Source organism: Streptomyces sp. NPDC050617 (assembly GCF_040654795.1).
In the GTDB taxonomy this organism is placed as follows: Bacteria; Actinomycetota; Actinomycetes; order Streptomycetales; family Streptomycetaceae; genus Streptomyces.
In genome coordinates, this window is sequence record NZ_JBFAIS010000006.1 from 75,742 (window position 1) to 96,337 (window position 20,596).

Sequence of the window (20,596 nt, forward strand, 5' to 3'; positions counted from 1 at the left end):
GGTGCGGCGCAGGCGGCGGTTCGACCGGGTCGGGCCGCCTGTGGTAGCGGCCGGCTCTCACTCCTGGAGCCAGGCCCCGGTCCGTTCCAGCCAGAGGTCGAAGAGCGCGGCGTCGCCGATGATCTCGACGCCCTTGCCGCGGGCGGGCCGGCGGTAGAGCGCCAGCACCAGGTCGGTCAGCGGGCCGCGTACGGTGACGGCGGCCCGGCCCGGCGCGCGGGTGAAGGTGACGGGGGCGGCGGTGAGGTCGATCAGCCGGTCCGCCTCCCCGGGCCGGGCGTCGGTGGCGTGCAGACGAAGGGTGCGGCCGGGGCCGAGCAACTCCCGCCCGCCGGGGCCGGGTTCGAGGACCTGGGGCAGGGTGCCGAACTCCATCCACTCGTCGAGCGCGTCGAGGGCGGTCTCCTCGGCGACGGCGAACTCCGCACCGGCGGCCAGGGCCGCGTCGGACCGGTGGACGAGCGTCTCGTGCGTCATGCGCCGGGCCCAGAACACCGGGGTGCCGCCCGGCGCGACGGTCCACACCGCCGCGTCGGGCCCGGCCTCGCACAGCGAGCCCGCCAGGCTGCGGGCGCCCTCGGCGAGCCAGCCGTCCAGTTCGCCGGGGGCCACGTCCGTATAGGCGGTGTCGTCGTCGAGCCGGTCGTGGGGTACGGGCCCGGTCGCCCGGGTGGCGACGATCGTGTCGGCCCAGCGGTGGGCGGCGCCGATGTGCCGCAGCAGCCGGCCGAGGTTCCAGTCGGGGCAGGTGGGCACGGGCGCCGTGTGGTCCGCTCCCTCGACGGCCGACCTCAGGAGGTCGGTCTGCGCGATGATCTCGGCGGCGTAGCGCTGGAGGCTCAGGCGGCTCATGGGTCACGCTCCTGACGGTCCGGGTGGCTCGGTCACGGCTGGTAGACGTAGGGGGTGGTGACGCTGAGCCGGGCGAAGCCGAGCCGGTGCAGGATCGGGGCGCTCTCGTCCGACGCGTCGACCTGGAGGTAGCGGTAGCCGCGCTCCGCGGCGAGGCGGGCGCGGTGCGCGATGAGGGCCCGGTAGATGCCGCGGCCGCGCCATCGCGGCAGGGTGCCGCCGCCCCACAGGCCGGCGAACCGGGTGCCCTGGTTGAACTCGATCCGCGCCGAGCAGACCGGCTCGTCGCCGTCCATGGCGACGACCGCGGCGATGGAGTCGGGGTCCTCGGCGAGCCGGGTCAGCACCGCGTTCCGCAGCCGCGTGACGTCCGTCCCGAATACCCGCTCGTGGACGTCCGCCATGAGGTCGACGCCGGCCTCGTCGGTCACGGCACGCAGTTCGACGCCGTCCGGCAGGACGACGTCGGTGGGCAGGTCGCGGGCGTCGGCGACCATCAGGGACTCCGGGGGCTCGGCGACGAGTCCGGCGGCGGCGAGCCGCTCGCCGAGGTCGCCGGGGCGGTCGTGGGCGTAGTGCTTCCACTCGAACTCCCGCTTCAGGGAGGCGAAGTACTCCACCTGCTCCGCGATGGCGCGGTCGGCGGTGTCCTCGGTCAGGTCCGACCAGAGGACCGCGCTCCACCCGTGCCCGTCCGCGCCGACCTGCCGCACCACGCCGCCGGTCCGCTCGACGCGGGCGCCCGGCCCGTCCGGCCGGGCGTCCCGCCGCATCTCCCGGTCGAAGGTGACCAGTACCGTTTTCTCGTCCATCCCCGCACTTCAGCACCGAGCGGCGGGGGCGGCAACCGGTTATCGGCCCGGCGCGCCGCCGGAGGGCCGGGCCGGTGCTTTACGAGGCCGGTGTGCTACGGAGCCGGTTCGCTACGGAGCCGGAGCCGGAGCGCTGCGGCGGGACCGGGGCTCGGCGGCGAGTCGCCCGCAGGGTCCGGGCGACCGCCCACAGGGTGCTGGGCCCGGTCAGTACGCGCGGGTGTTCGCGCATGTGCGCCACCGCGAGGTAGCGGCGGTTGACCTCCGCGTCGGTCATGGAGGCGATGCCCAGCTTCTCGACGTACCAGCTGGTGAAGCGGTAGCCGCGCGGGTAGGGCCCCGTCACGTGCGGCATGGCCAGGTCGCCGAGGGTGGACAGGCCCCAGGCGGCGTCGACGACGACCTCGGCGCGCCGGAAGTACCCCCAGGCGGGCTCGTCCAGCCGCTCGCCGGAGCGCAGGAACGCGGACAGGCAGGAGGCGTGCAGCGCGGCGGACGACATGCCCTGTCCGTACACGGGGTTGAAGGACGCGAAGGCGTCGCCCACCACGACGAGCCCGGCCGGGAAGCGGCCCAGGCCGGTGAAGGTGCGGCGGCGGCTGTCGGCCATCTGGTATGTCTCGATGTCGCTGTCCAGGCTGCACGCGGCGATCTCCGCGAATGGCGCGCCGGGGGTGTCGCGGACCCGCTCCACGAACGTGGCGGCGTCCCGGTTCGGCGGCTGGCCGTACGCGGAGAGCACCACCATCCAGCGGCCGCCCTCGACCTCCGCGACCACTCCGAAGTCCTGCTGCGGCGTGCCTGCGGGCGCCGGGCTGGAGAGGGACTGCACGACGGCGACGCCGGGCAGTTCGTCGCCGCGCCGGAAGAGGGCGGTGGTGTACCGGAGGTCGATGCGCATGCGGTCCAGCCGGGGCGGCTGCCAGCCGGCGTCCCGCAGCCAGTGCTCCAGGCGGCTGGAGCGGCCGGTGGCGTCCACCACCAGGTCGGCCGTCAGCGTCTCGGTCTCCTTCGCGTCCTCGGCGCCCCGCGGCGCGAACCGGACGCCGCGCGCCCTGCCGCGCTCGAACAGCAGGCCCCGTACGAGGCCGGGGACGAGCCGGACGTTGTCCCTGCCCAGCACCCTGTCCCTTATACGTCCTTCCAGGAAGGGGCGGGTCAGCCCGATGGTGGTCTCTTCCGCCACGGGCACCTTGCGCACGCCGTCGAAGTAGTGCTCGATGGCGTCGCCGTCGCTCGGTACGGCGCCGTCCGCGATCAGTTCCGCCGTCAGACCGGGGAACCAGCGCTCCATCTGGAGGCGGCCGCCCTCCAGTACCACGTGCAACTGCTTGATCTGCGGGACGCCGGGGCGTCCGGTGTCCGCCGGGCCGAGTCCGTCCCGCTCGACGATGACGACGTCGTCGGCGTGGTCGCTGAGGACCCGTGCCGCCATCAGCCCGGCGATGCTCCCGCCCAGGACGACCGCTCGCTGCATGCCTTACGCTCCTCGACTGCTTCCCGGGGGAAGCGCTGCGCGGATGTGGTGTGAGGAGACGACAGGCTAGCGAACGCCCGGCCGCCGGGGCGCCGGGTTCGGCAGCCCGGACCGCTCCCGCGATGGTCGCCGTCATCGCGGGGGAAACCGTCCGAGCCGCCCTCTTCGTCGTTCATCGGTGCTGTTTCATCCGTGCTGTGTCATCGGTCCTGATGCATGACCGCCGCTCGACCGGGTGATCGGCTGACCGGTTCCGCGGCCGCGGTCAGGCGTTGCTGTGGACCGCCTGGGCGCCGCTGGGCGCGCACTGCACCGCGGTGGTCGGGGAGAAGTAGCTGCCGTCCTTGGCGTTCTTCCCGTTGTCGAACTCGTAGTGCAGGTAGGCGTAGAAGCCGATGGTGCCGTTGCCGACGCAGGGCGAGTCGGCGGCGACCTGGTAGGTCATCGTGACCGAGCGGCTGGCTCCGGGCGCGATGGGCGCGGTGTAGTTCACCGCTCCGCCGGGCTCGCAGACACCCGCGTCACCCTTACAGGTGAGGAAGTTGAACTTCATGCCGTAGCTCACGGTTTCCCAGGTCGGCTGGAGCGACTGGTACGCGAACTGTACGTACGTGGCCTCGGGGTTGGTGAAGGTCATCGTGATGGAGACCGTGGTACCGGGCGTCGCCGTGGGCTTGTCGACCGTGAAGGTGATCGGCGGGTTGTCGGCGGCGGCGGCGAAGGCGGGCTGCCCGAGGCCGAACAGACCGAGGGCAAGGGCGATTAAGGCGGACAGACCGAGCTGTCTCATTTTTGTTCTGCACATGGCCGGGGAGCGTAGAGAGGTCCGCGTCTTTTCGCTCCCCCCACCGCACAGGACCGGCCACACGCCCCAGCAGCCACAGGAGATTGGGGCAGGTGGGTGACGTGAGGGCCGCCGTGACACGTGCGCAAATTGGCGGACATGTGCTGTCCGGCGGCTGCCGGGCCGGTCTCAGGTCATGCCGACGCCAGCTTTCCGATGGGCGTCTCCACGATCTCCACCGCGCCCGCCCGCGTCAGTCCGGCGATCGCCACGGCGATCCGGTTCTTCCTGAACACTCCCTGCACGACGACCTGTCGGGGATCGGATCCGCCGCCGCCCAGCCGCCACCAGCGGGCCGGCAGCAGGGGTTCGACCTCCGGCCAGCGCTCCGCCGGGACGACGACGGTCAGCATCAGGTGCGCCGCCCCCGCGTGCGCGGCCCGCAGCAGCGAGGCCAGCGTCTCGATCGCGGCGCGGAGGGAGCTGTCGGCCCAGGCCGCGGGGCTGGCGACGAGGTTCACCCCGCATCTGCGGACGGTGCTCAGGACGCGCAGGTTGTTCTGGCGCAGCGAGGAGCCGGTCTCCACCACCTCCATGACAGCGTCGGCCAGTTCGGGGATCTTCGCCTCGGTCGTGCCGTGCGAGTGGATCACCTCGGCGTGCAGCCCCAACCGTTCGAAGTGGTCCTGCGCGATGGTCGGGTACTCGGTGGCTATCCGCGCGCCGTGGCCGAGGTCGTGCTCGCTGCGCGCGGGGTGGTCCGCGGGGACCGCGAGGACCACGCGCCAGCCGGTGTCGGTCGTCTTCGAATACCCGAAGGTGTGCACGACCTCGACCTTGGCGCCGGTCTCCTCGATCCAGTCGGCGCCGGTGACGCCGAAGTCGAAGGTCCCGTCCGAGACGATCAGCGGGATCTCGCGGGGTTTGAAGAACACCACGCGCTCGACGCCGGGGTAGTCGATGCGCGCGCGGTAGGCGCGCGGTGAGCTCTTGCGCACCGCCAGGCCGGCGGCCCGGAACAGGTCGAGCGTCGGCTCTTCGAGAGAGCCCGTGGGGAGTGCGAGAGACACCATGTCATCACCGTTCGTCGTCCTGTGGCCGCCGGCCGGGCCCGGGACCCGTCCGGGCCGGGGGCTTCGACGGCGGCCGCACGTGGTCGGGCGTATCGGCGGTCGCTATACGTGCAGCAGCCGGTCGATGCCGGTCACCGGGGGCCGGGGCAGGGCGGCCGGGCGGAGTTCGACCTCGCCGACCACGAGGTCGGCGGGCCAGACGTCGACGATGTCGGCGACGCACCGGCCGACCGACTCGGTACTGATCTTGTACGGGGCGTCGTCGCCCTCCAGGTTGGCGATGGCCCCCGGCGTGACCAGGCAGCCCCGGACGCCGTTGCCGCGCTCCTCCAGCAGCAGCGTCTCCATCAGCGCCTTGACCGCCGCCTTGGTGGCGCTGTAGACCGCGCCGCCCTCGAAGTAGTGGGTGGACGCGTTGCTGCCCATGGCCACGAAGAGCCCGCGGCTGCTCCGCAGGGCCGGCAGCACCGCCTTCATCAGGTGGAAGACGGAGGTGAGGTTCACCGCGACGATGCGGTCCCAGTCCTCCGCGGACAGCTTCTCGATCGGATCGAGCACCCGGTCCACGGCGTTGGCCACGCAGGCGTCCAGCCGTCCGGTCTCCGCGAGGACCCGGGCGACGCCCTCGGCGAGCCGGGCCGGGTCGGCGAGGTCGCAGCGGATCTCGCCCAGCCAGTCTTCGTCGGTCGTCGTGCGGTTGAGCGAGCGCACCCGGTAGCCGCGGTCGTGCAGGGCGGCGGCGATGGCCCGGCCGCTCCCCCGGTTGGTGCCGGTCAGGAGCGCCACCGGCGCGTCGCCCGCCGCCGCGACCGCTCTCGCGGACGCCCTCTCAGATGCCATCGAAGGCCCGCTTCCACTGGGTGACGATCTCCGATCCGGACATCCCGTCGCGGAACAGGTCCTTGTCGAGCCGCGACCCGTCGGGGTGGCGGATGCGCATGCAGTCCTGGGACACCTCGGAGATCAGGCTGAGCCCGCCGGCCGCGTCGAGGCCGAAGATGACGCAGAAGTCCCAGATCTCCAGGGGCTCCAGCCAGGACCGCAGGACGTCGTTGACGGTGAACGCGTGGTCCCGCATGGCGTCCACGGGCAGGTCGAGGGCGCGCAGATAGTCCTCGCCGATGGGCTGGTCCTCCGGGTCGACCCGGTAGTCGAACTTCACCACGGGGCGGGGCAGCGGCTCCCCGTCCGGGAAGAGTCCGGGGTACTTGCGGGTCGTGGAGCCGTTCGCCACGTTCTTGACGATGACCTCGAAGGGCGGGGCCGGGCGGTACTCGGCCACGTACATGTTCCGGCCGACGCGTTCGCGGAATGCGCAGGGGACCCCGGCCTTGGTGAGCTCGGCCGCGGCGCGTTCGTAGAAGTCCAGGCGCAACGGGCCGGTCTCGTCGACGAGTTCGTCGCGGTCGTAGGTGAAGCTGCGCAGGCTCGGGATCAGCCGGACCAGGCACAGGTCGTCGGGCAGCAGCCACAGTTCCTTGCTGCGGCCGGTGATGTCGGCGGGCTCGCTGTCCGCCAGCCGGGCGAGGGCGTCGCTGTCGAACGGGTCGACGGCGCCTTCACGCATGTCTCTGCCTCCCACTCGCGTACCGGTCGGGCGATTTCCCGGCCGGCCCTTTCGCGCCGTCGCCGCTCCGCGCGGTACAGCGGCCCGGTATTTCCCTTCATTCGTTTCCGAGGCCGCGGAACCTGTTCGCGATGAAGTCCCCCCACGTCTCGTCGAGAACCGTGAGCCCCTCGTCCGAGATCTGCCACTGCGGCGCCTTGTGCGGCGGATAGGCGAAGAGCACCGACGAGAGCCGTTCGTAATCGGTCTCCGTGTACGTGCAGTGCACGCGGTGGGTGGACGGGCGGAATCGGCCCCGCGAAGCGCTGGACAGCATCCTGCCGATGTTGCAGAGCACCACGTCGGACTTGGCGATCACCGGCTCGACCCATGTGCCGTCGTGCAGGATGTACTGCAATCCCTGGTCGGAGGGCGGAAGCTGAAGTCCCAGGAACTGGATTCCGGAGTGCTCGTGCGCGAGCACCTCCCGGCCGTCCAGATCCCGGTAATGGATCACCCGCAGGTTGGTCGCGTCCCTGGAGAGCCCGAATTCCGGGGTGCCCTCCGGCATCATGCCCCGGATGACCTCGCCGAACAGCGAGATGAGGGTGAAAGCGGTGTCGAACACCTCGGCGGCGCGCTCGCCGAATTCCGGGAACGCCGCCAGGACCGCGCCCGCCCCCGCCGGCTGGTCGGCCAGCATGGCGCCGCTCACATGGATGAATTCCTTGGGGTCGGGCACGCCCTTGGCGAGCCGCGGAATCTCCGAGAGGTACGGGAAGAAGCCGTGCGTGCCGCCGTTGGAGAGCTGCGGGACGGCGGTGTACTCGAAGTCGGCGAGGCTGGGGTCGGCCGAGGCGCAAGCCGCCTCGAAGCTGTTCATCATGGCTTCGACCCGTGCCCCGATGCCGGGCACCTCGACGGACATGAAACCCCAGTCCGTCAACTGGGTCTCGATCTCTTTCGCGGCGGAATGCATATCCGTCCGGAGTTCACCGAGCCGTACGGACGGTACGACGCCGCTGAGTCGCATCGGGGTGACATCCATGGTTACACCAGGTCCTCTTCTGGGTCAGGTTCCTTGGTCGCACCGATTCCTTGGCCGCGATTCTCCGATCAGCACATGGTGATCAGCACATGCTGGTCAGCGCATTTCGATCAGTATGCTCGGATCCGGGCAGCATCAACCGCCATAAAAGCAAAGATTATCAGCGCCTCTCGATCAGTCAAGGTCGCCCGGACCAGCGGGAGTTGGCGGGCATCGCGGTATTCGATCTTCGCCGATGCCCCGCATCACCCGTAACGCGCCCGGCCGGCCGCCGCTCCCCCGGGACCGGAATCCCTTTCGCGCTCGGCCGCCTTCCGCAGCGACAGCCCATCCCTTAGATTATCTCTGCGTGATTTGCGCGAGCCGACGGGAGCGGTTGTGAGCTACCCCTTCAGCGACGACCAGGAGGAGTTACGGCGCACGGTGCGCCGATTCCTCACCGAGAAGTCCCCCGAAACCGAGGTCCGCCGGCTGATGGAGAGCGCCGAGGGCTTCGACCCCGCCGTCTGGCGGCAGATGGCCGGACAACTGGACCTCCAGGGCCTCATCATTCCGGAGCGGTACGGCGGCGCCGGCCACTCCTACGCCGAACTGGTCGTCGTCCTGGAGGAGATGGGCCGCGCGCTGCTCTGCGCCCCGTACTTCTCGACCGTCGCCCTGGCCGCCAACCTCCTGCTCGCGACGGACGACGAAGCGGCCAAGCGGGAATTCCTGCCCGCCATCGCCGCCGGCCGCACCATCGCCACCGTCGCCCTCACCGAGCACTCCGGCCGCTGGGACGCCGACGGCGTCGCCATGGAGGCCGCCGAAACCGGTGCGGGCGGCGGCTGGAGCCTCAGCGGCGAGAAGTTCTACGTCCTCGACGGCCACGTCGCCGACCTGCTGCTCGTCGTCGCCCGGACCCCGGCGGGGGTGTCGCTGTTCGCCGTGGGCCGGGGCGCGAGCGGCTGCACGGCGACGCCGGCCCCCACCATGGACCAGACCCGTAAGCTCGCCCGGCTCCGCTTCGACCGCACGCCCGCCCGCCTCGTCGGCGCCGAGGGCCGGGGGTGGCCGGCCGTGTCCGAGATGCTCGACCTCGCGGCGATCGCGCTGGCGGCCGAACAGGCGGGCGGCGCGCAGCGGGTGCTCGACATGTCCGTCGCCTACGCCAAGCTGCGCGTCCAGTTCGGGCGGCCGATCGGCAGCTTCCAGGCGATCAAGCACAAGTGCGCCGACATGCTCATCGAGGTGGAGTCGGCCAGGTCGGCCGCGTACTACGCCGGCTGGGCGGCGGCGGAGGGCGGCGACGAGGTCCCCGCGCTGGCGAGCCTGGCCAAGTCGTACTGCTCCGAGGCGTATTTCCACGCCGCCGCCGAGAACATCCAGATCCACGGCGGCATCGGCTACACCTGGGAGCACCCCGCCCATCTGTATTTCAAGCGGGCCAAGAGCAGCGAGCTGCTGTTCGGCGACGGCGCCTACCACCGCGAGCTGCTGGCCCGGCGCATCGGCGTCTGAGCCCGTGACGCGCCGCGGGTCGGCGGGACCTGGCGCGAAGGGGTGGGGAAAGAGTCGTGAAAAGGGACGTGGAAAGGGACACCGTGCGACGAGGCGAGACGGACGCGTTCCGGCGGTACGTACGGGAGTGGGTCCGCGCCAACGCGCCCTCCCCCGGCGGGCCGTACGACGTGTGGGAGCGGAGGCTGCTGGCCGCGCGGCTGGTCTGCCCGGCGTGGCCCGAGGAGTACGGGGGCTCGGCGCTCGATCCGCCGGCCGTGCTCGCCCTCGCGGAGGAATGCGCGCGGGCCGGAGCGCCGCTCGTCGGGCGGGGCGCCGGCGAGCACCTGATCGGACCGGCCGTCATGGAGCACGGCACACCGGCGCAGCGGTCCGCCCTCCTGCCGGGCATCGTCTCCGGCGAGGACCGCTACTGCGTGGGCTTCTCGGAGCCGGAGCACGGCTCCGACCTGGCGTCGGCGGCCACGGCCGGGGAGGTCCGCGGCGGGGAGGTCGTCGTCAGCGGACTCAAGACCTGGGTCGCGGAGCCGCACCGGGCGAACGTGATCGCCGTCCTGTGCCGTACGTCCCCGGCCGCCCCGGCGCGCCGCGGACTGTCCCTGGTCCTGGTCCCGCTGACGCCCGGGAACGGCGTACACGTCCTCCCAGTAAGGGAGTTGACCGGATCCTCGGGGCTCGGCGAGGTCCGTCTGGACGGGGCCCGCGCGCCGCTGTCGCACGTCATCGGCGGGGTGGACGGCGGCTGGGCGCCCGCGATGACGGCCCTCGCGCACGGCCGCGCCCACGAGGCGGCCGGTGCCCACCTCGGGTTCGAGGAGCGGTTCTGGGAGCTGGTCCGGGAGGCCCGCAAGTCGGGCCGGGCGCGGGAGCCGGAGGTCCGCGCGCGGCTGGCGTGGGCGTACACCCGGATCACGCTGATGCGCGCCACCGGGCTGCGCCTTGCCGCCCGTACCGCCGCCGGGGCGGACACGAGCGGCGAGGCGGCCGTCGCCGCGCTGTTCCGGGACGAGTTCCGGCGGCGCTTCGGCGAGATCGCGCTCGGCGTCTCGGGCACGGCGGAACTGGTGCGTCCGGAAGGGGCCGGCTACGGCCTGAGCGCGTGGCAGGACGCCTTCCTCGCGGGCCGGGGCGCGACGATCGGCGCGGGCACGGCCGAGGTCCGGCGGAATGCCATCGCGGAGCGGGTGCTGGGACTGCCGAAGGAGACCGTGGGTGAGGTCGGTGAAGGAGGCCGGTGACACCTGAAACGGGGCGGGCGAAGACCCTAGGATGCCTCGTATGTTTGCCGCCCAACAGTCAGTCGCCGACAGGCTCGCCCGACTCGCCCCGCACGACGAGGCGGAACGCGCCGACGTCGAGCGGATCCGCACGCTCGTCGAGACCGCCGAGGACCCCTGGCAGCGGTCGCTGCCCCTGCACATCACCGCTTCCGCGTTCATCGTCCACCCCGACAGCGGCCGGGTGCTGCTGCGCTGGCACAAGCGCCACGAGTCGTGGCTGCTCGTCGGGGGGCACGGCGATCCGGGCGAGACGGATCCGCTCACCGTCGCGGTGCGGGAGGGGCAGGAGGAGACGGGGCTGAGCGACCTGGAGCCCTGGCCCGACGCGGAGATCGTGCACACGGTGATCGTGCCCGTACCGGCCAACAGCCGGGAGCCCGCGCACGACCACGCCGACCTGCGGTTCGTCCTGGCCACCCGGCACCCGGACGCCGTACGGCCGGAGCACTCGGACGCGCCGCTGCGCTGGCTGTCGCCGCACGAGGCGCACGACGCCATCGACGAGGCGAATGTGCGCGAGACGCTGTCACGGGTGGAGAAGCTGTTCGCCGGCTGACCCGCAACGGAGGGATCGCAGGATGTACGCAGTGCTGTCGGTGACGGACAAGAGCGGCATCGTGGACTTCGGCACCGGGCTGCGGGAGTTGGGCGCCGCGCTGGTGGCCACCAGCGGCACCGCGCGGCTGCTGCGGGACGCCGGCATGGAGGCGACCGTCATCGGGGATCTCTCGGGGGTCCCGGAGATGATGGGCGGTCGCGTGCGGGCCTTCCACCCGTCCGTCTTCGGCGGGCTGCTCTACCGGCGGGGCGACGCGTCGGACGAGGCCGAGGCGCGGCGGCACGGCATTCCCCGGATCGACGTGCTGGCCTGCAACTTCAAGGATCTCGTGGCCGATGACGGGGTGGCGGGGGCGCTGGAGTCGATCGACATCGGCGGCCCCGCCATGCTGCGGGCCGCCGCCAAGAATTTCGTGAGCGTGCTGCCCGTGGTGGATCCGGCGGACTACGGCGAGGTGCTGCGCGCCCTGCGGTCCGCCGGGGGCGAGGCGGGGGCGGTGGACCCGGAGTTCCGCCGGTCGCTGGCGGCGAAGGCGTTCGGCCGCACCTGTGCGTACGACCGGTCGATTCAGCGGATTCTCGACCGCGTGGAAGAGCCCGGATAGCGCGGATTCCATGGGGCGCGCCGCGGAAATCGCCTACTGTGCTGCCATGGATGTTCGGGCTTTACACGAGGAATCGCTCCGCTCGACCGGCCAATTCATCGGCGGCGTCCGTGCGGATCAATGGGACGCGCCGAGCCCCTGCGCGGGGTGGGACATACGGCATATCGTCCATCACTTGGTGGCGGGGAATTTATGGGTCCGGGAACTCGGTCTGGGCCGCACGATCGAGGACGTCGGGAAAGAACTCGACGGCGATCTGCTCCGGGGCGATCCCGTCGCCGCCTATGAGTCCTCGGCCGCCGCCGCGGCCGGGGCCTTCGCGGCCGCGGACGCCATGGAGCGGCTGTGGCCCCTTTCGTACGGCGCGCGGCCGGGGCGGGTCTACGCCCGGCAGCGCTTCATCGACGTGCTGATCCACGGCTGGGACATCGGCACCGCGGCCGGGCTGGAGCCGCGGCTGCCGGCGGAGCTCGTCGAGGCGTGCACGGCGATCTTCGACGCGCGTCCGCAGATGCTGCGGCAGTGGGGGTTCGCCGAGCTCGATCCGGCCCCGGCCGCCGACGACCCGCAGGCCAGGCTGCTGGCCCTGACAGGTCGCCGCGGCTGAGGGGGGCGTCCGCGCTGGGCGGCGGGGGCGCTACGGCGGCTCCGCCGACCCGCCCTCGGCGTCCAGTTCGGCCAGCACCTCCTGGGTGTGCTCGCCGAGCAGCGGCGGCCGCCGGTAGACGCCCGACGGGGTCGAGGTGAAGCGGATCGGGCAGTTGGGGAACACCACCGGGCGGGCGCCGTCCGGCTGTTCGACGGCGACGAGCATGTCGCGGGCCTTGACATGGGGGTCGGTGAAGAGGTCGGCGGCGTCGTTGACGGGGCCCACCGGAACGCGGCCGCCCAGTATTTCCGCGATATCGGCGGTCGTCCGCTCAGCCGTCCACTCCGTCACCACCTGTTTCACGAATTCGGCGTTGGCCACCCGCGCGCCATTGGATTCCGTCCGCTCGTCGCCCACGAGTTCCGGGCGTCCGATGACATCGCAGAGGATCTTCCAGTGGTTGGGGGTCGGCGCGGCTATCGCGCATTTCCCGTCCTTCGTCGGATAGATGTCGAAGGGCACGAGCTGCGGATGACTGTTGCCCGTCGGACGGCTCACGACGCCGGTGTACGAATAGCGGTAGACGGCCGTTTCGCAGAGGGAGACGATCGAGTCGACCATCGCCACGTCGACCATCTGCCCCTGCCCGGTCCGGCGCGCGTGCAGCACGGCGGAGACGATGCCGATCGCGGAGAGGGCCGCCGGGTAGAGGTCACCGATGGTCGGGCCGACCCGCACCGCCTCCGCGGCGTCGGCCCCCGTCATGCTGACGATCCCGCCCATGGCCTGCGCCACGACGTCGTACGCCGGCCAGTCGCCGTACGGGCTGTTGCCGGTGCGCGGGTCGCCGAAGCCGCGGATCGACGCGTACACCATCGCGGGGTTGCGTTCGTGGAGCGCCTCGTAGGACAGGCCCCACCGCTCCATGACGCCCGACCGGTAGTTCTCGGCGAGGACGTCGGCGGTGTCGACGAGTCTCAGCAGCGTCTCGCGGTCGGCGGGGGTGGTCAGGTCGAGGACGATGCCGCGCTTGTTGCGGTTGATGCTGCCGAACAGGCCGCCGATCTGCCGTCCGGTGTCGTCCGTGGTGAACGGGCCGGCGAACCGCGGGAGATCGCCCGCCGGCGGCTCGACCTTGATCACCTCGGCGCCCAGGTCGGCGAGGATCATCGTGCAGAAGGGGCCGGAGACGGCGCGGGTGAGGTCCACCACGCGGATGCCCCTCAGCGGCCCCGCGGGCGCGGCCTGCATGGGCGCCGCCTGCTCGTGCCCTCGCAGATAGGCGGGTTCGTCCTGCTGCGCACGGGCGGGCTCGTCCGGCGGGTTCGGCTGCCTAGCCAACTCGTTCCGTCCCTTCGAAGGCGCTGATGTCGGCCCGGCACACGTAGCGGACCGGCCGGATGGTCAGCTCGCCGGTGAGCGCGAGCGCGGAGACCGGCTGCGTCGGGCGCAGCCGCGGCTCGCCCCAGGCGGCGGCGTCGAACACGGGCAGCGACGGGCGGCCGCGCTCCACCGAGGCGATGGCGTAGGCCCGTTCGACCTGTACGAGTCGGCTGCCGCCGGGCAGCCGGGCCAGCTGCATGGTGTCCGTGAACTGCACATCGGCGGCCGAGATGGCCTGCGGGTGCAGCATCCGCAGGTCGAGGACCGGGCGCCCGCCGCGCCGGACCACGGCCGAGGCGCCGAGGTGGCGCAGGCGCACATCGATCTCCGCCTCGTCGGCCCTGTACCCCCACCGGTCGGCGAGCAGCCGCCCGGCCTCGGCGCCCTGGACGAAGCAGGACACCTGGAATCCCCGGCTGCGGACGCCGCTGCGGCAGACGATCCGGGTCTCGGCGAGGGCGAACGGCCCGGCCTCGCTCTCGCGCGCCGTGAAGACCGTCAGCGTGATCGCCGGGGGGTTGACGGGGTGCAGGGCCGGGGGCAGCAGGTCGAGCCTCGACGCGCTGTGGACCTCGTACACGGCCTGGAGCAGGTCCACGCCGCGGCAGACCAGGGGTTCGGTGGCGAGGGCGGTGACGTACGGGGCGCCGGCGGCCAGCGCCTCGGGGTTCGCGGTGCCGCTGAGCATCAGCGCGTCTCCTTCGCGAAGTGGGGCATGACTTCGGCGGCGAACAGCCGCATGCTCTCCAGCACCTGTTCCTGCGGCACCAGATCGGCGGTGTTCAGCAGGAAGTTGATGGCGTCCACGCCGATGGACTCCCAGATCCCGATGGCCTTGATGATCTGGTCGGGGCTGCCGATCGCGATGCCGTCGGGGATCGGCCGCTGCTCGCCGGGGTCGTCGTGCCGGACCTGCGCGACGCTGCCCGCCGCCAGGTTGCCGAGCGAGCGGTAGGCCGGTGTGGGGTAGACCTCGCGGGCCCATAACAGTTGGCTGTTGAGCAGCCCGAAGCCGGTGAACATCGCCCCGCCGACGCGGCTCGCCACGGCGTCGTCCTCGTGGCAGAAGAGGTAGTTCATGGTGGCGACCTGGTCGTTGACGACCGCGCCGACGGGCTCGCACCGCTGGATCCGCTCGCGGTAGTCGGCGGTGCGCGCCTCCTGCTCCTTGAAGCTCGCCGCGGCCACGCCGAGGCAGCCGATGCCGCGGTCGGCGGCGTCGCGCTCGGTCCCCGGCGAGGTGACGGTGACCCACAGCGGCGGGTGCGGGTCCTGTACGGGCTTGGGGACGACGGGCCGTTCGGGGAACGAGAACGTGGTGCCCTCGTAGGCCGTGCGCTCCTCGGTCCAGAGCCTGGGCAGCACATGGACGTACTCGTCCCAGGAGATCTTCGTGCTGTCGGGGTCGGCCATGAACCCGCCGAGTTCCGTGATCGTCGACGCCCGCGCGGTGCCCATGTCGAGGCGGCCGCCGGAGACGATGTCGAGCACGGCGGCCCGTTCCGCCACCCGGATGGGGTGGTTGATCTGCGGTACGCAGACGACGCCGCCATGGCCGACCCGAATCCTCTCGGTCGTCATGGCGGCGGCGGTCAGGAATACCTCGGGAGCCGAACAGTGGGAGTACTCCTGGAGAAAGTGGTGTTCCACCGCCCACGCCGTGGTGAATCCCAGTTCATCGGCCAATCGGCACTGTTCCAGCGCGTCCTGGTAGGTCTTTGTCTCGGCGCCCCGAGCCAGTGGCTGCGGAACCGAAAGCTCGAAGAAGATCCCGAATTTCATGTGCCGCTCCTGTCAGGCCCCCGCGGGCCTTAGCACCCGTACTCCTCCGGCGAGGACCACGATGGGCTGGACGATGGCGCTGATATCGCTCAGGGGGTCGCCGCGCACCGCGAGCAGATCCGCCCGCCTGCCCGGTGCGAGCACGCCCGCATCCCCGATTCCCAGATGTTCCGCGGCTCCGGAGGTCGCCGCCGCCAGCGCCTCGCGTGCGGTCATTCCGATGCCGTCTTCTCCGACGAGGGCGGCCAGGTCGGCCGGAAAGCCGTCGAATCGCCGCTGGGGCACCCCGGCGTCCGATCCGGCGATTACGGGCGCCCCGGCCGCCAGCAGATTCCGGAAGACCTCGCGGATCCGCACCTGCTTCTTGTGGAACCGCGCGGCGACCGGCGCGGGCGTGCCGGGCGCGGCGCCGCGCATCCGGTGCATCGCGCCGCTGATGGTGGGGACGAACGCGACGCCGCGCACGGCCATCAGCTCCGCGGTGGCCGGGTCGTACTCGATGCCCCGCTCGGTCTCGAACAGGCAGTGCTCCAGCGTGCGCGCCCCGGCGTCCGCCGCGCGGCGGATGCTCACGGGGTCGTAGGCGTGCACCGCGACCGGCACGCCGAGCCGGTCGCCCTCCTCGACGCAGGCCCGGACCTCCTCGGCGCTGTACTGGGGGCGCAGCGGGTTGCTGCGGGGCGTCAGATTGCCGCCGCTGAGCATGAGTTTGATCCAGTCGGCGCCGTCGCGCACCTGGCGCCGGACGGCGACGCGGACCTCGGCGGCGGTGTCGCATTCGTGGCTGAACCAGTGGCAGTGGCCGCCCGTCACGGTGATCGGCCGGCCGGTGGCCAGCACCCGCGAGCCCGGCACGAGGCCGTCGGCGACGGCGGCGCGCAGCGGGAAGGCGACCTCGTCGACCGTGCCGAGGTCGCGGACGGTGGTGACGCCGGACTCGACGGAGGACCGCAGGTTGCGCACCGCCCGTACGGCCAGGGCCGCGTCTCCGGCGCGGGCCTCGCGGCGGTAGTCGCGGATGGGGGTGTCCGAGCCCGAAAGGGCCATGTGCGCGTGGCCGTTGATGAGGCCGGGGAGGAGGGTGGCGCCGGGCAGGTCGATGTGGAGGGTGTCGTCAGCGGCGTCGTGGCCGAGGTCGGCGCGGCGTCCGACGGCGGTGATCAGCTCGCCTTCGACGCGGACGAAGCCCTCGCGGACCGGTTCGGGCGCGCGGCCGTCCCAGACCCGCTCGGCTGTTATCAGGCATCGGTTCACGCGTTGTCCGCCCACGTCCCGCCCCTTCCTCCACCACGTCCGCTGGTTCTCCTGACGGGGAAAACAACTTTCCGGCTGTTCGCTTTCGTGGCGGAGGTTTCTGCACTCCGTATTACGGACTTTATCATTTCAACACGAGTTCGCGTAGCGCTGCTTCAATGATGGGGCACCCGATTTCTCCGAACGGGCCGAGGGCCGACTCCGGTGGGAATTGCACGCCTGCCACGGGCATACTCCGGTGTTCCACCGCCATGACGACTCCTTCCGCCGTCCCCGTCGTGATCTCCAGGAACTCGGGGATCTCTGCCGCGAAGATCGATCGACCTCGCCGAAGTATGAGCCGATCGCCTCCGGGACCAGGCGCACGCCGAATACGGGAATGCCGGGCCGCAATGCCCTCCGACGGCGTCCGGCGCGAATCGGAATCCGTGGGAGGGCCTGGACCGGGCGCACCGCGGGAACTTCCGGCCGCGCACCGCTGCGCGGCGGCCGCCCGGCCGAAGGCCCGCCTCGTCTCCCGGACTCGATCCGCGTGGCCTCCGCTCTCCGCTGCCATCAGCTCCGCACCCCCGCTTCGTCGGTATCGCGCCCGGTCTCCGGTCCCGCGCTCATCTCCGGGACAGTTGGGACAGCAGCGAGTCCGCGGAGAGCGGGACCGTGTCCCGGCGGTCCGGGCCGACGCCCGCGGCGACGATCTCCACGTCCAGGAGCGCGGCCAGCCGGTCGATGTACCGCCGGGCGGCGGGCGGCAGCGCCTCCGTGCCCCGGCGCGCCACGTCGGTCCAGTCCTGCTCCGGCCAGCCCGGCAGCCGCTCCAGTACGGGGATCACGGCCGCGGCGTCCCGCAGCCGCACCGGGTAGGCGTCCACGGTCCGCCCGTCCACCCGGTAGCCCGTGATCACCTGGACCTCGTCCAGGCCGGCCAGCACGTCGAGGTTGGTCAGCACCAGTTCGGTGATGCCCTCGACCTCGACGGCGCGCCGGACCATGGGGGCGTCGAACCAGCCGACGCGCCTGCGGCGGCCGGTGACCGTGCCCCATTCCCGGCCGCGGCCGACCAGGTGCTCGGCCGTCGCGCCGTCGAGCTCGCCGACCAGCGGGCCGCCGCCGACCTGGACCATGTACGCCTTGGCGACGCCGAGGACCGCGAACCGCTGGGCCGGTGACGTGCCGGTCCCCACCGTGACGCCGGCGGCGCCGGTGAATCCGCTGGTGACGTACGGGTACGTGCCCTGCTCCAGGTCGAGGCCGAAGCTCTGCGAGCCCTCGTAGACGAGGTACTCGCCCGCGGCCCGCGCCTGGCGCAGCCAGTGCGAGGTGTCGCACAGCTGCGGCTCCAGGGAGCGGCCCGCCGCACCGTACTCCTCGACGAGCCGGGCGACCTCGTCGGCCACCGGCTCCTTGCCGTCCGGCCGGCCGAAGACCCGCTCCAGCAGGTCCCTCTTGAGCGGGACGATCCGGGCGAGCCGTGCGCTGAGCAGGTCCTCGTCGAGCAGGTCGACGAGGCGCAGCCCGATCCGCGCGACCTTGTCCTCGCGGCAGGGGCCGACGCCGCGGTGGGTCGTGCCGATGCGGCCGGTGCCGTCGGCGAAGCCGGTCGCCGCCGAGGTGGCCAACTCCGGGCCGCGCCAGTCGTCCTGGGCGATGTCCTGCTCGATGTGGTACGGGAAGATGACGTGCGCGGACTCGCTGATGCGCAGGTCGATGTCGAGGCCGCCGTCCCGCAACCCCGCCAGCTCCGTGAGCAGGGAGCGGGGATCGATGACGCATCCGCCGCCCAGCACGCCGACGGCGCCGCGCAGCACCCCGGCGGGGACCTGGACGAAGCGGTGCTCGCCGCCGTCCGCGACGACCGTGTGCCCGGTGTTGGGGCCGGCCTGGTAGCGGACGACGGCGTACGCGCCCTCGCTGACCAGGTCCGTGATCTTCCCCTTGCCCTCGTCCCCGGCCTGGCAGCCGACGATGACCAGGTCCATCACGCACCGCCGGGGGCGGGCACGGCGTCCGCCAGCCGCCGCACGACCTGGTCGAGCGGCCGGGCGCCCCATACGCGCGTACCGGTCCAGGTTTCGCACAGGGAGCGGTACATCTCCGCGGCCAGGTCCACGACGTCGCCGGGCAGCGGCGGCGGGGCGGGCCACGTGGCGCGGGGGCGCCCTTCGCGCACCCACTCCTCGACCCGGTCCTGCAAGCCGCTCGCGGCGTAGTGGTCGCGGAACACCTGCTTGCTGACGTGGGCCCCGTCGAGCAGCAGCCGGGCCTCGTCGGGCGTTCCGGCGTGGTCGACCAGGATCAGTTCGCCCCGGTCGTCGCGGCCGAACTCGACCTTCCCGTCGGCGTGCACGAGGCCGACGGTGCGCGCGTGCTCCGTGACGATCTCGTCCACGGCGCGCGTGCGCTCCTCCAGGGCGGTCTGCTGGGCGTCGTCCAGGCCGCCGGTCTCGGCGGCCTCTCCGCGGTCGATGAAGCGGTCGATCTCCTCCAGCTTGGTGGTGTATTCGATGGCCGGGCGGTCCAGGACGGCGCCCGGCCGGGGCGGTGCGTCCAGTCCGATGTCGGCCGGCGTCAGCCGCCCGAGCGCCAGGCGGCGGAGGACGGACGAGCCGGGCGGGATGATGTTGCGGAAGATGACCTGGAGCGGGATCAGGTGGTTGACGTCGGCGGGGGCGAGCGGGTGGAGCCGCGGGTCGATGACGCGCAGGAGGGTGAACTCCAGCCGGCCGGGCGGGTGGAAGGCGCGGTAGTGGGTGGGGATGCCCGCGCGGGCGAACAGGTCGAAGTTGAAGGCCGCGATGCGGCAGCACGCCTCTCCCTTGTCGGGGATGCGGTCGGGCATTTTCCCGTAGTGGAAGACGGAGTAGTCGTCGGTGAATTCGAAGCACCCCACCCCGCTCCGGCCGGGCTCCGGCTCCCGCCGGGCGACCAGGTTCTTCGTCGAATACCTCTTCGGCAACGCGCTGTCCTCCCGCTCGCGGTCTCTCAGTCGGCCGAGGGGGCTCTCAGTCGACCAGGGACAGGTCGTCGAGGGCGGGGATCCACTCGACGGTGGCGGGCGCGTTCCGCGCGCCGCTGAACCAGAACTCGCGCACCACGCCGCTCTCCCGCAGCTCGGTGAGCCGCTCCACGGCGGCCTGCGGCCGGCGGGTGAAGGCGTAGCACATGGGGCCTTCGGAGCTCATCGCGATGGCGTCGATCTCCTTGCCGTTCCGGGCCTCTTCCAGCAGGAATTTGACCTGGTCGGACTGCATGTCGATCTGCTTCTGCTTGAAGTAGCTCTCATACGTCAGGAAGTTGACCGCCTCGCAGAAGGCGCGGTAGTCGGCCTCCATGACGGAGGTGGCGAGGTTCATCAGGACGGCGTGCGCGGTGCGCCGGGCCTCTTCGGCGGGGATCGGCAGCGTACGGGCGAAGAATTCCCGCTCCACTTCGCCGTGCATCTGGTGGCCGTTCGGGATGATCACGAGGATCGGCCAGGACGGGAACGGCGTCGAGATCAGGACCGGCGGGCGACGACCGCCGCCCGCGTACCGGGTCGGCACGAGATAGCGCTTCGGGTCGTCGGAGAAGTCGTCGGGGTTGCGGTGCCCGCCGTCGACCAGGAAGCCGCCGCGCTCGATCAGGTTGGGGCTGGCGCCCGAGGTGCCCGCGCGGCCCGCGGCCCGCGCGATCTCCGCGCCGTCGATCGGCCGGCCGGTGAACTGGGCGTACGCCCGGCCGACCGCGACCGCGGTGGTGGTGCCGGAGCCGAAGCCGGTGTGCGGCGGCAGCCCCTTGGTGATGACGACGCGCGCGGCGGGCCCGTCCCACGCGGCGCGCAGCCGGTCCAGGAGCGCGGTCACGGCCTCCGCGTGGGCCGCGCCGTTCTCATCGGCCTCGACCGTGTTGTTCCCGGCCGGGAGGATCAGGGCCTCGAAGCCGGGTGAGCGGAGCGCCATGGAGGCCATGCCGTTCCGCCGGCCGGTCTCGCCGTTCAGGTCGATGAGGGTGAAACTGACGCGGCATCCGGTGCGGATGCGGACGCCCCATTCCTGCGAGTCTGCCTCGGACATGCTC

General features: G+C 72.1%; 21 protein-coding genes. 5 read left to right on the forward strand and 16 right to left on the reverse strand.

Annotated features, from left to right (window positions below; all coding sequences use genetic code 11):
• Positions 1-57: 57 nt before the first annotated feature.
• From AB0I49_RS10530 to AB0I49_RS10565, 8 genes are all read right to left on the reverse strand, one after another.
• Positions 58-852: a maleylpyruvate isomerase family mycothiol-dependent enzyme gene (locus tag AB0I49_RS10530; protein WP_363226478.1), complete on the reverse strand. Its 795-nt coding sequence runs from the start codon at positions 850-852 to the stop codon at positions 58-60.
• Positions 853-884: 32 nt separating this feature from the next.
• Positions 885-1,664 (reverse strand): GNAT family N-acetyltransferase, encoded by a 780-nt coding sequence (locus tag AB0I49_RS10535; protein ID WP_363226479.1) that lies wholly within the window; start codon positions 1,662-1,664, stop codon positions 885-887.
• Between the two features lie 79 nt (positions 1,665-1,743).
• A complete protein-coding gene (locus AB0I49_RS10540; protein ID WP_363226480.1) occupies positions 1,744-3,141 on the reverse strand; it encodes a hypothetical protein in 1,398 nt (465 codons plus the stop codon).
• A gap of 265 nt (positions 3,142-3,406) precedes the next feature.
• The gene (locus AB0I49_RS10545) at positions 3,407-3,931 is read right to left on the reverse strand and encodes a hypothetical protein (RefSeq protein ID WP_363226481.1); all 525 of its coding nucleotides are present in this window, start codon (positions 3,929-3,931) and stop codon (positions 3,407-3,409) included.
• 188 nt (positions 3,932-4,119) lie between these two features.
• The gene (gene hisG, locus AB0I49_RS10550) at positions 4,120-4,998 is read right to left on the reverse strand and encodes an ATP phosphoribosyltransferase (protein ID WP_363226482.1); all 879 of its coding nucleotides are present in this window, start codon (positions 4,996-4,998) and stop codon (positions 4,120-4,122) included.
• 102 nt (positions 4,999-5,100) lie between these two features.
• Positions 5,101-5,838, reverse strand: coding sequence for an SDR family NAD(P)-dependent oxidoreductase (locus AB0I49_RS10555; protein WP_363226483.1), 738 nt, complete (start codon positions 5,836-5,838; stop codon positions 5,101-5,103).
• The gene (locus AB0I49_RS10560) at positions 5,828-6,565 is read right to left on the reverse strand and encodes a phosphoribosylaminoimidazolesuccinocarboxamide synthase (RefSeq protein WP_363226484.1); all 738 of its coding nucleotides are present in this window, start codon (positions 6,563-6,565) and stop codon (positions 5,828-5,830) included. The genes AB0I49_RS10555 and AB0I49_RS10560 overlap by 11 nt, the downstream gene beginning before the upstream one ends.
• A gap of 97 nt (positions 6,566-6,662) precedes the next feature.
• Entirely contained in the window at positions 6,663-7,592 is a 930-nt protein-coding gene (locus tag AB0I49_RS10565; protein WP_363226485.1) for a hypothetical protein, read from the reverse strand.
• A gap of 378 nt (positions 7,593-7,970) precedes the next feature.
• Here AB0I49_RS10565 and AB0I49_RS10570 point away from each other — a divergent pair, with 378 nt between their 5' ends.
• The 5 genes from AB0I49_RS10570 (at position 7,971) to AB0I49_RS10590 (ending at position 12,142) form a co-directional block, all read left to right on the forward strand.
• Positions 7,971-9,092 carry an acyl-CoA dehydrogenase family protein gene (locus tag AB0I49_RS10570; protein WP_363226486.1) on the forward strand — a complete coding sequence of 374 codons (1,122 nt, stop codon included), beginning with the start codon at positions 7,971-7,973 and terminating at the stop codon, positions 9,090-9,092.
• Positions 9,093-9,175: 83 nt separating this feature from the next.
• The gene (locus tag AB0I49_RS10575) at positions 9,176-10,330 is read left to right on the forward strand and encodes an acyl-CoA dehydrogenase family protein (RefSeq protein ID WP_363226487.1); all 1,155 of its coding nucleotides are present in this window, start codon (positions 9,176-9,178) and stop codon (positions 10,328-10,330) included.
• A gap of 40 nt (positions 10,331-10,370) precedes the next feature.
• Positions 10,371-10,928, forward strand: coding sequence for an NUDIX domain-containing protein (locus tag AB0I49_RS10580; protein WP_363226488.1), 558 nt, complete (start codon positions 10,371-10,373; stop codon positions 10,926-10,928).
• 22 nt (positions 10,929-10,950) lie between these two features.
• Positions 10,951-11,535: a hypothetical protein gene (locus tag AB0I49_RS10585; protein WP_363226489.1), complete on the forward strand. Its 585-nt coding sequence runs from the start codon at positions 10,951-10,953 to the stop codon at positions 11,533-11,535.
• A gap of 46 nt (positions 11,536-11,581) precedes the next feature.
• Positions 11,582-12,142 (forward strand): TIGR03086 family metal-binding protein, encoded by a 561-nt coding sequence (locus AB0I49_RS10590; RefSeq protein WP_363226490.1) that lies wholly within the window; start codon positions 11,582-11,584, stop codon positions 12,140-12,142.
• 30 nt (positions 12,143-12,172) lie between these two features.
• Here AB0I49_RS10590 and AB0I49_RS10595 read toward each other — a convergent pair whose 3' ends face one another.
• The 8 genes from AB0I49_RS10595 to AB0I49_RS10630 all read right to left on the reverse strand — a co-directional run bounded on the left by AB0I49_RS10595 (position 12,173) and on the right by AB0I49_RS10630 (position 20,592).
• Entirely contained in the window at positions 12,173-13,465 is a 1,293-nt protein-coding gene (locus AB0I49_RS10595; protein WP_363226491.1) for a CoA transferase, read from the reverse strand.
• Positions 13,458-14,195, reverse strand: coding sequence for a hypothetical protein (locus AB0I49_RS10600; RefSeq protein WP_363226492.1), 738 nt, complete (start codon positions 14,193-14,195; stop codon positions 13,458-13,460). Before AB0I49_RS10600 ends, AB0I49_RS10595 begins: the two co-directional genes overlap by 8 nt.
• On the reverse strand, positions 14,195-15,289 hold the full coding sequence (locus AB0I49_RS10605) for an LLM class flavin-dependent oxidoreductase (RefSeq protein ID WP_363226493.1): 1,095 nt from the start codon (positions 15,287-15,289) through the stop codon (positions 14,195-14,197). Before AB0I49_RS10605 ends, AB0I49_RS10600 begins: the two co-directional genes overlap by 1 nt.
• A gap of 12 nt (positions 15,290-15,301) precedes the next feature.
• On the reverse strand, positions 15,302-16,543 hold the full coding sequence (locus AB0I49_RS10610; protein ID WP_363226495.1) for an amidohydrolase family protein: 1,242 nt from the start codon (positions 16,541-16,543) through the stop codon (positions 15,302-15,304).
• Between the two features lie 124 nt (positions 16,544-16,667).
• Positions 16,668-17,099 (reverse strand): hypothetical protein, encoded by a 432-nt coding sequence (locus AB0I49_RS10615; protein ID WP_363226496.1) that lies wholly within the window; start codon positions 17,097-17,099, stop codon positions 16,668-16,670.
• 52 nt (positions 17,100-17,151) lie between these two features.
• Positions 17,152-18,519, reverse strand: a complete 1,368-nt coding sequence (locus tag AB0I49_RS10620; protein WP_363226498.1) for an adenylosuccinate synthase — start codon at positions 18,517-18,519, stop codon at positions 17,152-17,154.
• Positions 18,519-19,496, reverse strand: a complete 978-nt coding sequence (locus tag AB0I49_RS10625; RefSeq protein ID WP_363226499.1) for a phosphoribosylaminoimidazolesuccinocarboxamide synthase — start codon at positions 19,494-19,496, stop codon at positions 18,519-18,521. The genes AB0I49_RS10620 and AB0I49_RS10625 overlap by 1 nt, the downstream gene beginning before the upstream one ends.
• A gap of 46 nt (positions 19,497-19,542) precedes the next feature.
• Positions 19,543-20,592: a beta-ribofuranosylaminobenzene 5'-phosphate synthase family protein gene (locus AB0I49_RS10630; protein ID WP_363226500.1), complete on the reverse strand. Its 1,050-nt coding sequence runs from the start codon at positions 20,590-20,592 to the stop codon at positions 19,543-19,545.
• Positions 20,593-20,596: the final 4 nt, after the last annotated feature.

What these genes read in the sequence shown, in the direction of transcription:
- AB0I49_RS10600 (WP_363226492.1), bottom strand. Translation starts at nt 14,195, where the DNA reads ATGCTCAGCGGCACCGCGAACCCCGAGGCGCTGGCCGCCGGCGCCCCG.
- AB0I49_RS10565 (WP_363226485.1), bottom strand. Translation starts at nt 7,592, where the DNA reads ATGGATGTCACCCCGATGCGACTCAGCGGCGTCGTACCGTCCGTACGG.
- AB0I49_RS10605 (WP_363226493.1), bottom strand. Translation starts at nt 15,289, where the DNA reads ATGAAATTCGGGATCTTCTTCGAGCTTTCGGTTCCGCAGCCACTGGCT.
- AB0I49_RS10530 (WP_363226478.1), bottom strand. Translation starts at nt 852, where the DNA reads ATGAGCCGCCTGAGCCTCCAGCGCTACGCCGCCGAGATCATCGCGCAG.
- AB0I49_RS10615 (WP_363226496.1), bottom strand. Translation starts at nt 17,099, where the DNA reads ATGGCAGCGGAGAGCGGAGGCCACGCGGATCGAGTCCGGGAGACGAGG.
- AB0I49_RS10620 (WP_363226498.1), bottom strand. Translation starts at nt 18,519, where the DNA reads ATGGACCTGGTCATCGTCGGCTGCCAGGCCGGGGACGAGGGCAAGGGG.
- AB0I49_RS10560 (WP_363226484.1), bottom strand. Translation starts at nt 6,565, where the DNA reads ATGCGTGAAGGCGCCGTCGACCCGTTCGACAGCGACGCCCTCGCCCGG.
- AB0I49_RS10580 (WP_363226488.1), top strand. Translation starts at nt 10,371, where the DNA reads ATGTTTGCCGCCCAACAGTCAGTCGCCGACAGGCTCGCCCGACTCGCC.
- AB0I49_RS10535 (WP_363226479.1), bottom strand. Translation starts at nt 1,664, where the DNA reads ATGGACGAGAAAACGGTACTGGTCACCTTCGACCGGGAGATGCGGCGG.
- AB0I49_RS10555 (WP_363226483.1), bottom strand. Translation starts at nt 5,838, where the DNA reads ATGGCATCTGAGAGGGCGTCCGCGAGAGCGGTCGCGGCGGCGGGCGAC.
- AB0I49_RS10540 (WP_363226480.1), bottom strand. Translation starts at nt 3,141, where the DNA reads ATGCAGCGAGCGGTCGTCCTGGGCGGGAGCATCGCCGGGCTGATGGCG.
- AB0I49_RS10590 (WP_363226490.1), top strand. Translation starts at nt 11,582, where the DNA reads ATGGATGTTCGGGCTTTACACGAGGAATCGCTCCGCTCGACCGGCCAA.
- AB0I49_RS10585 (WP_363226489.1), top strand. Translation starts at nt 10,951, where the DNA reads ATGTACGCAGTGCTGTCGGTGACGGACAAGAGCGGCATCGTGGACTTC.
- AB0I49_RS10545 (WP_363226481.1), bottom strand. Translation starts at nt 3,931, where the DNA reads ATGAGACAGCTCGGTCTGTCCGCCTTAATCGCCCTTGCCCTCGGTCTG.
- hisG (WP_363226482.1), bottom strand. Translation starts at nt 4,998, where the DNA reads ATGGTGTCTCTCGCACTCCCCACGGGCTCTCTCGAAGAGCCGACGCTC.
- AB0I49_RS10630 (WP_363226500.1), bottom strand. Translation starts at nt 20,592, where the DNA reads ATGTCCGAGGCAGACTCGCAGGAATGGGGCGTCCGCATCCGCACCGGA.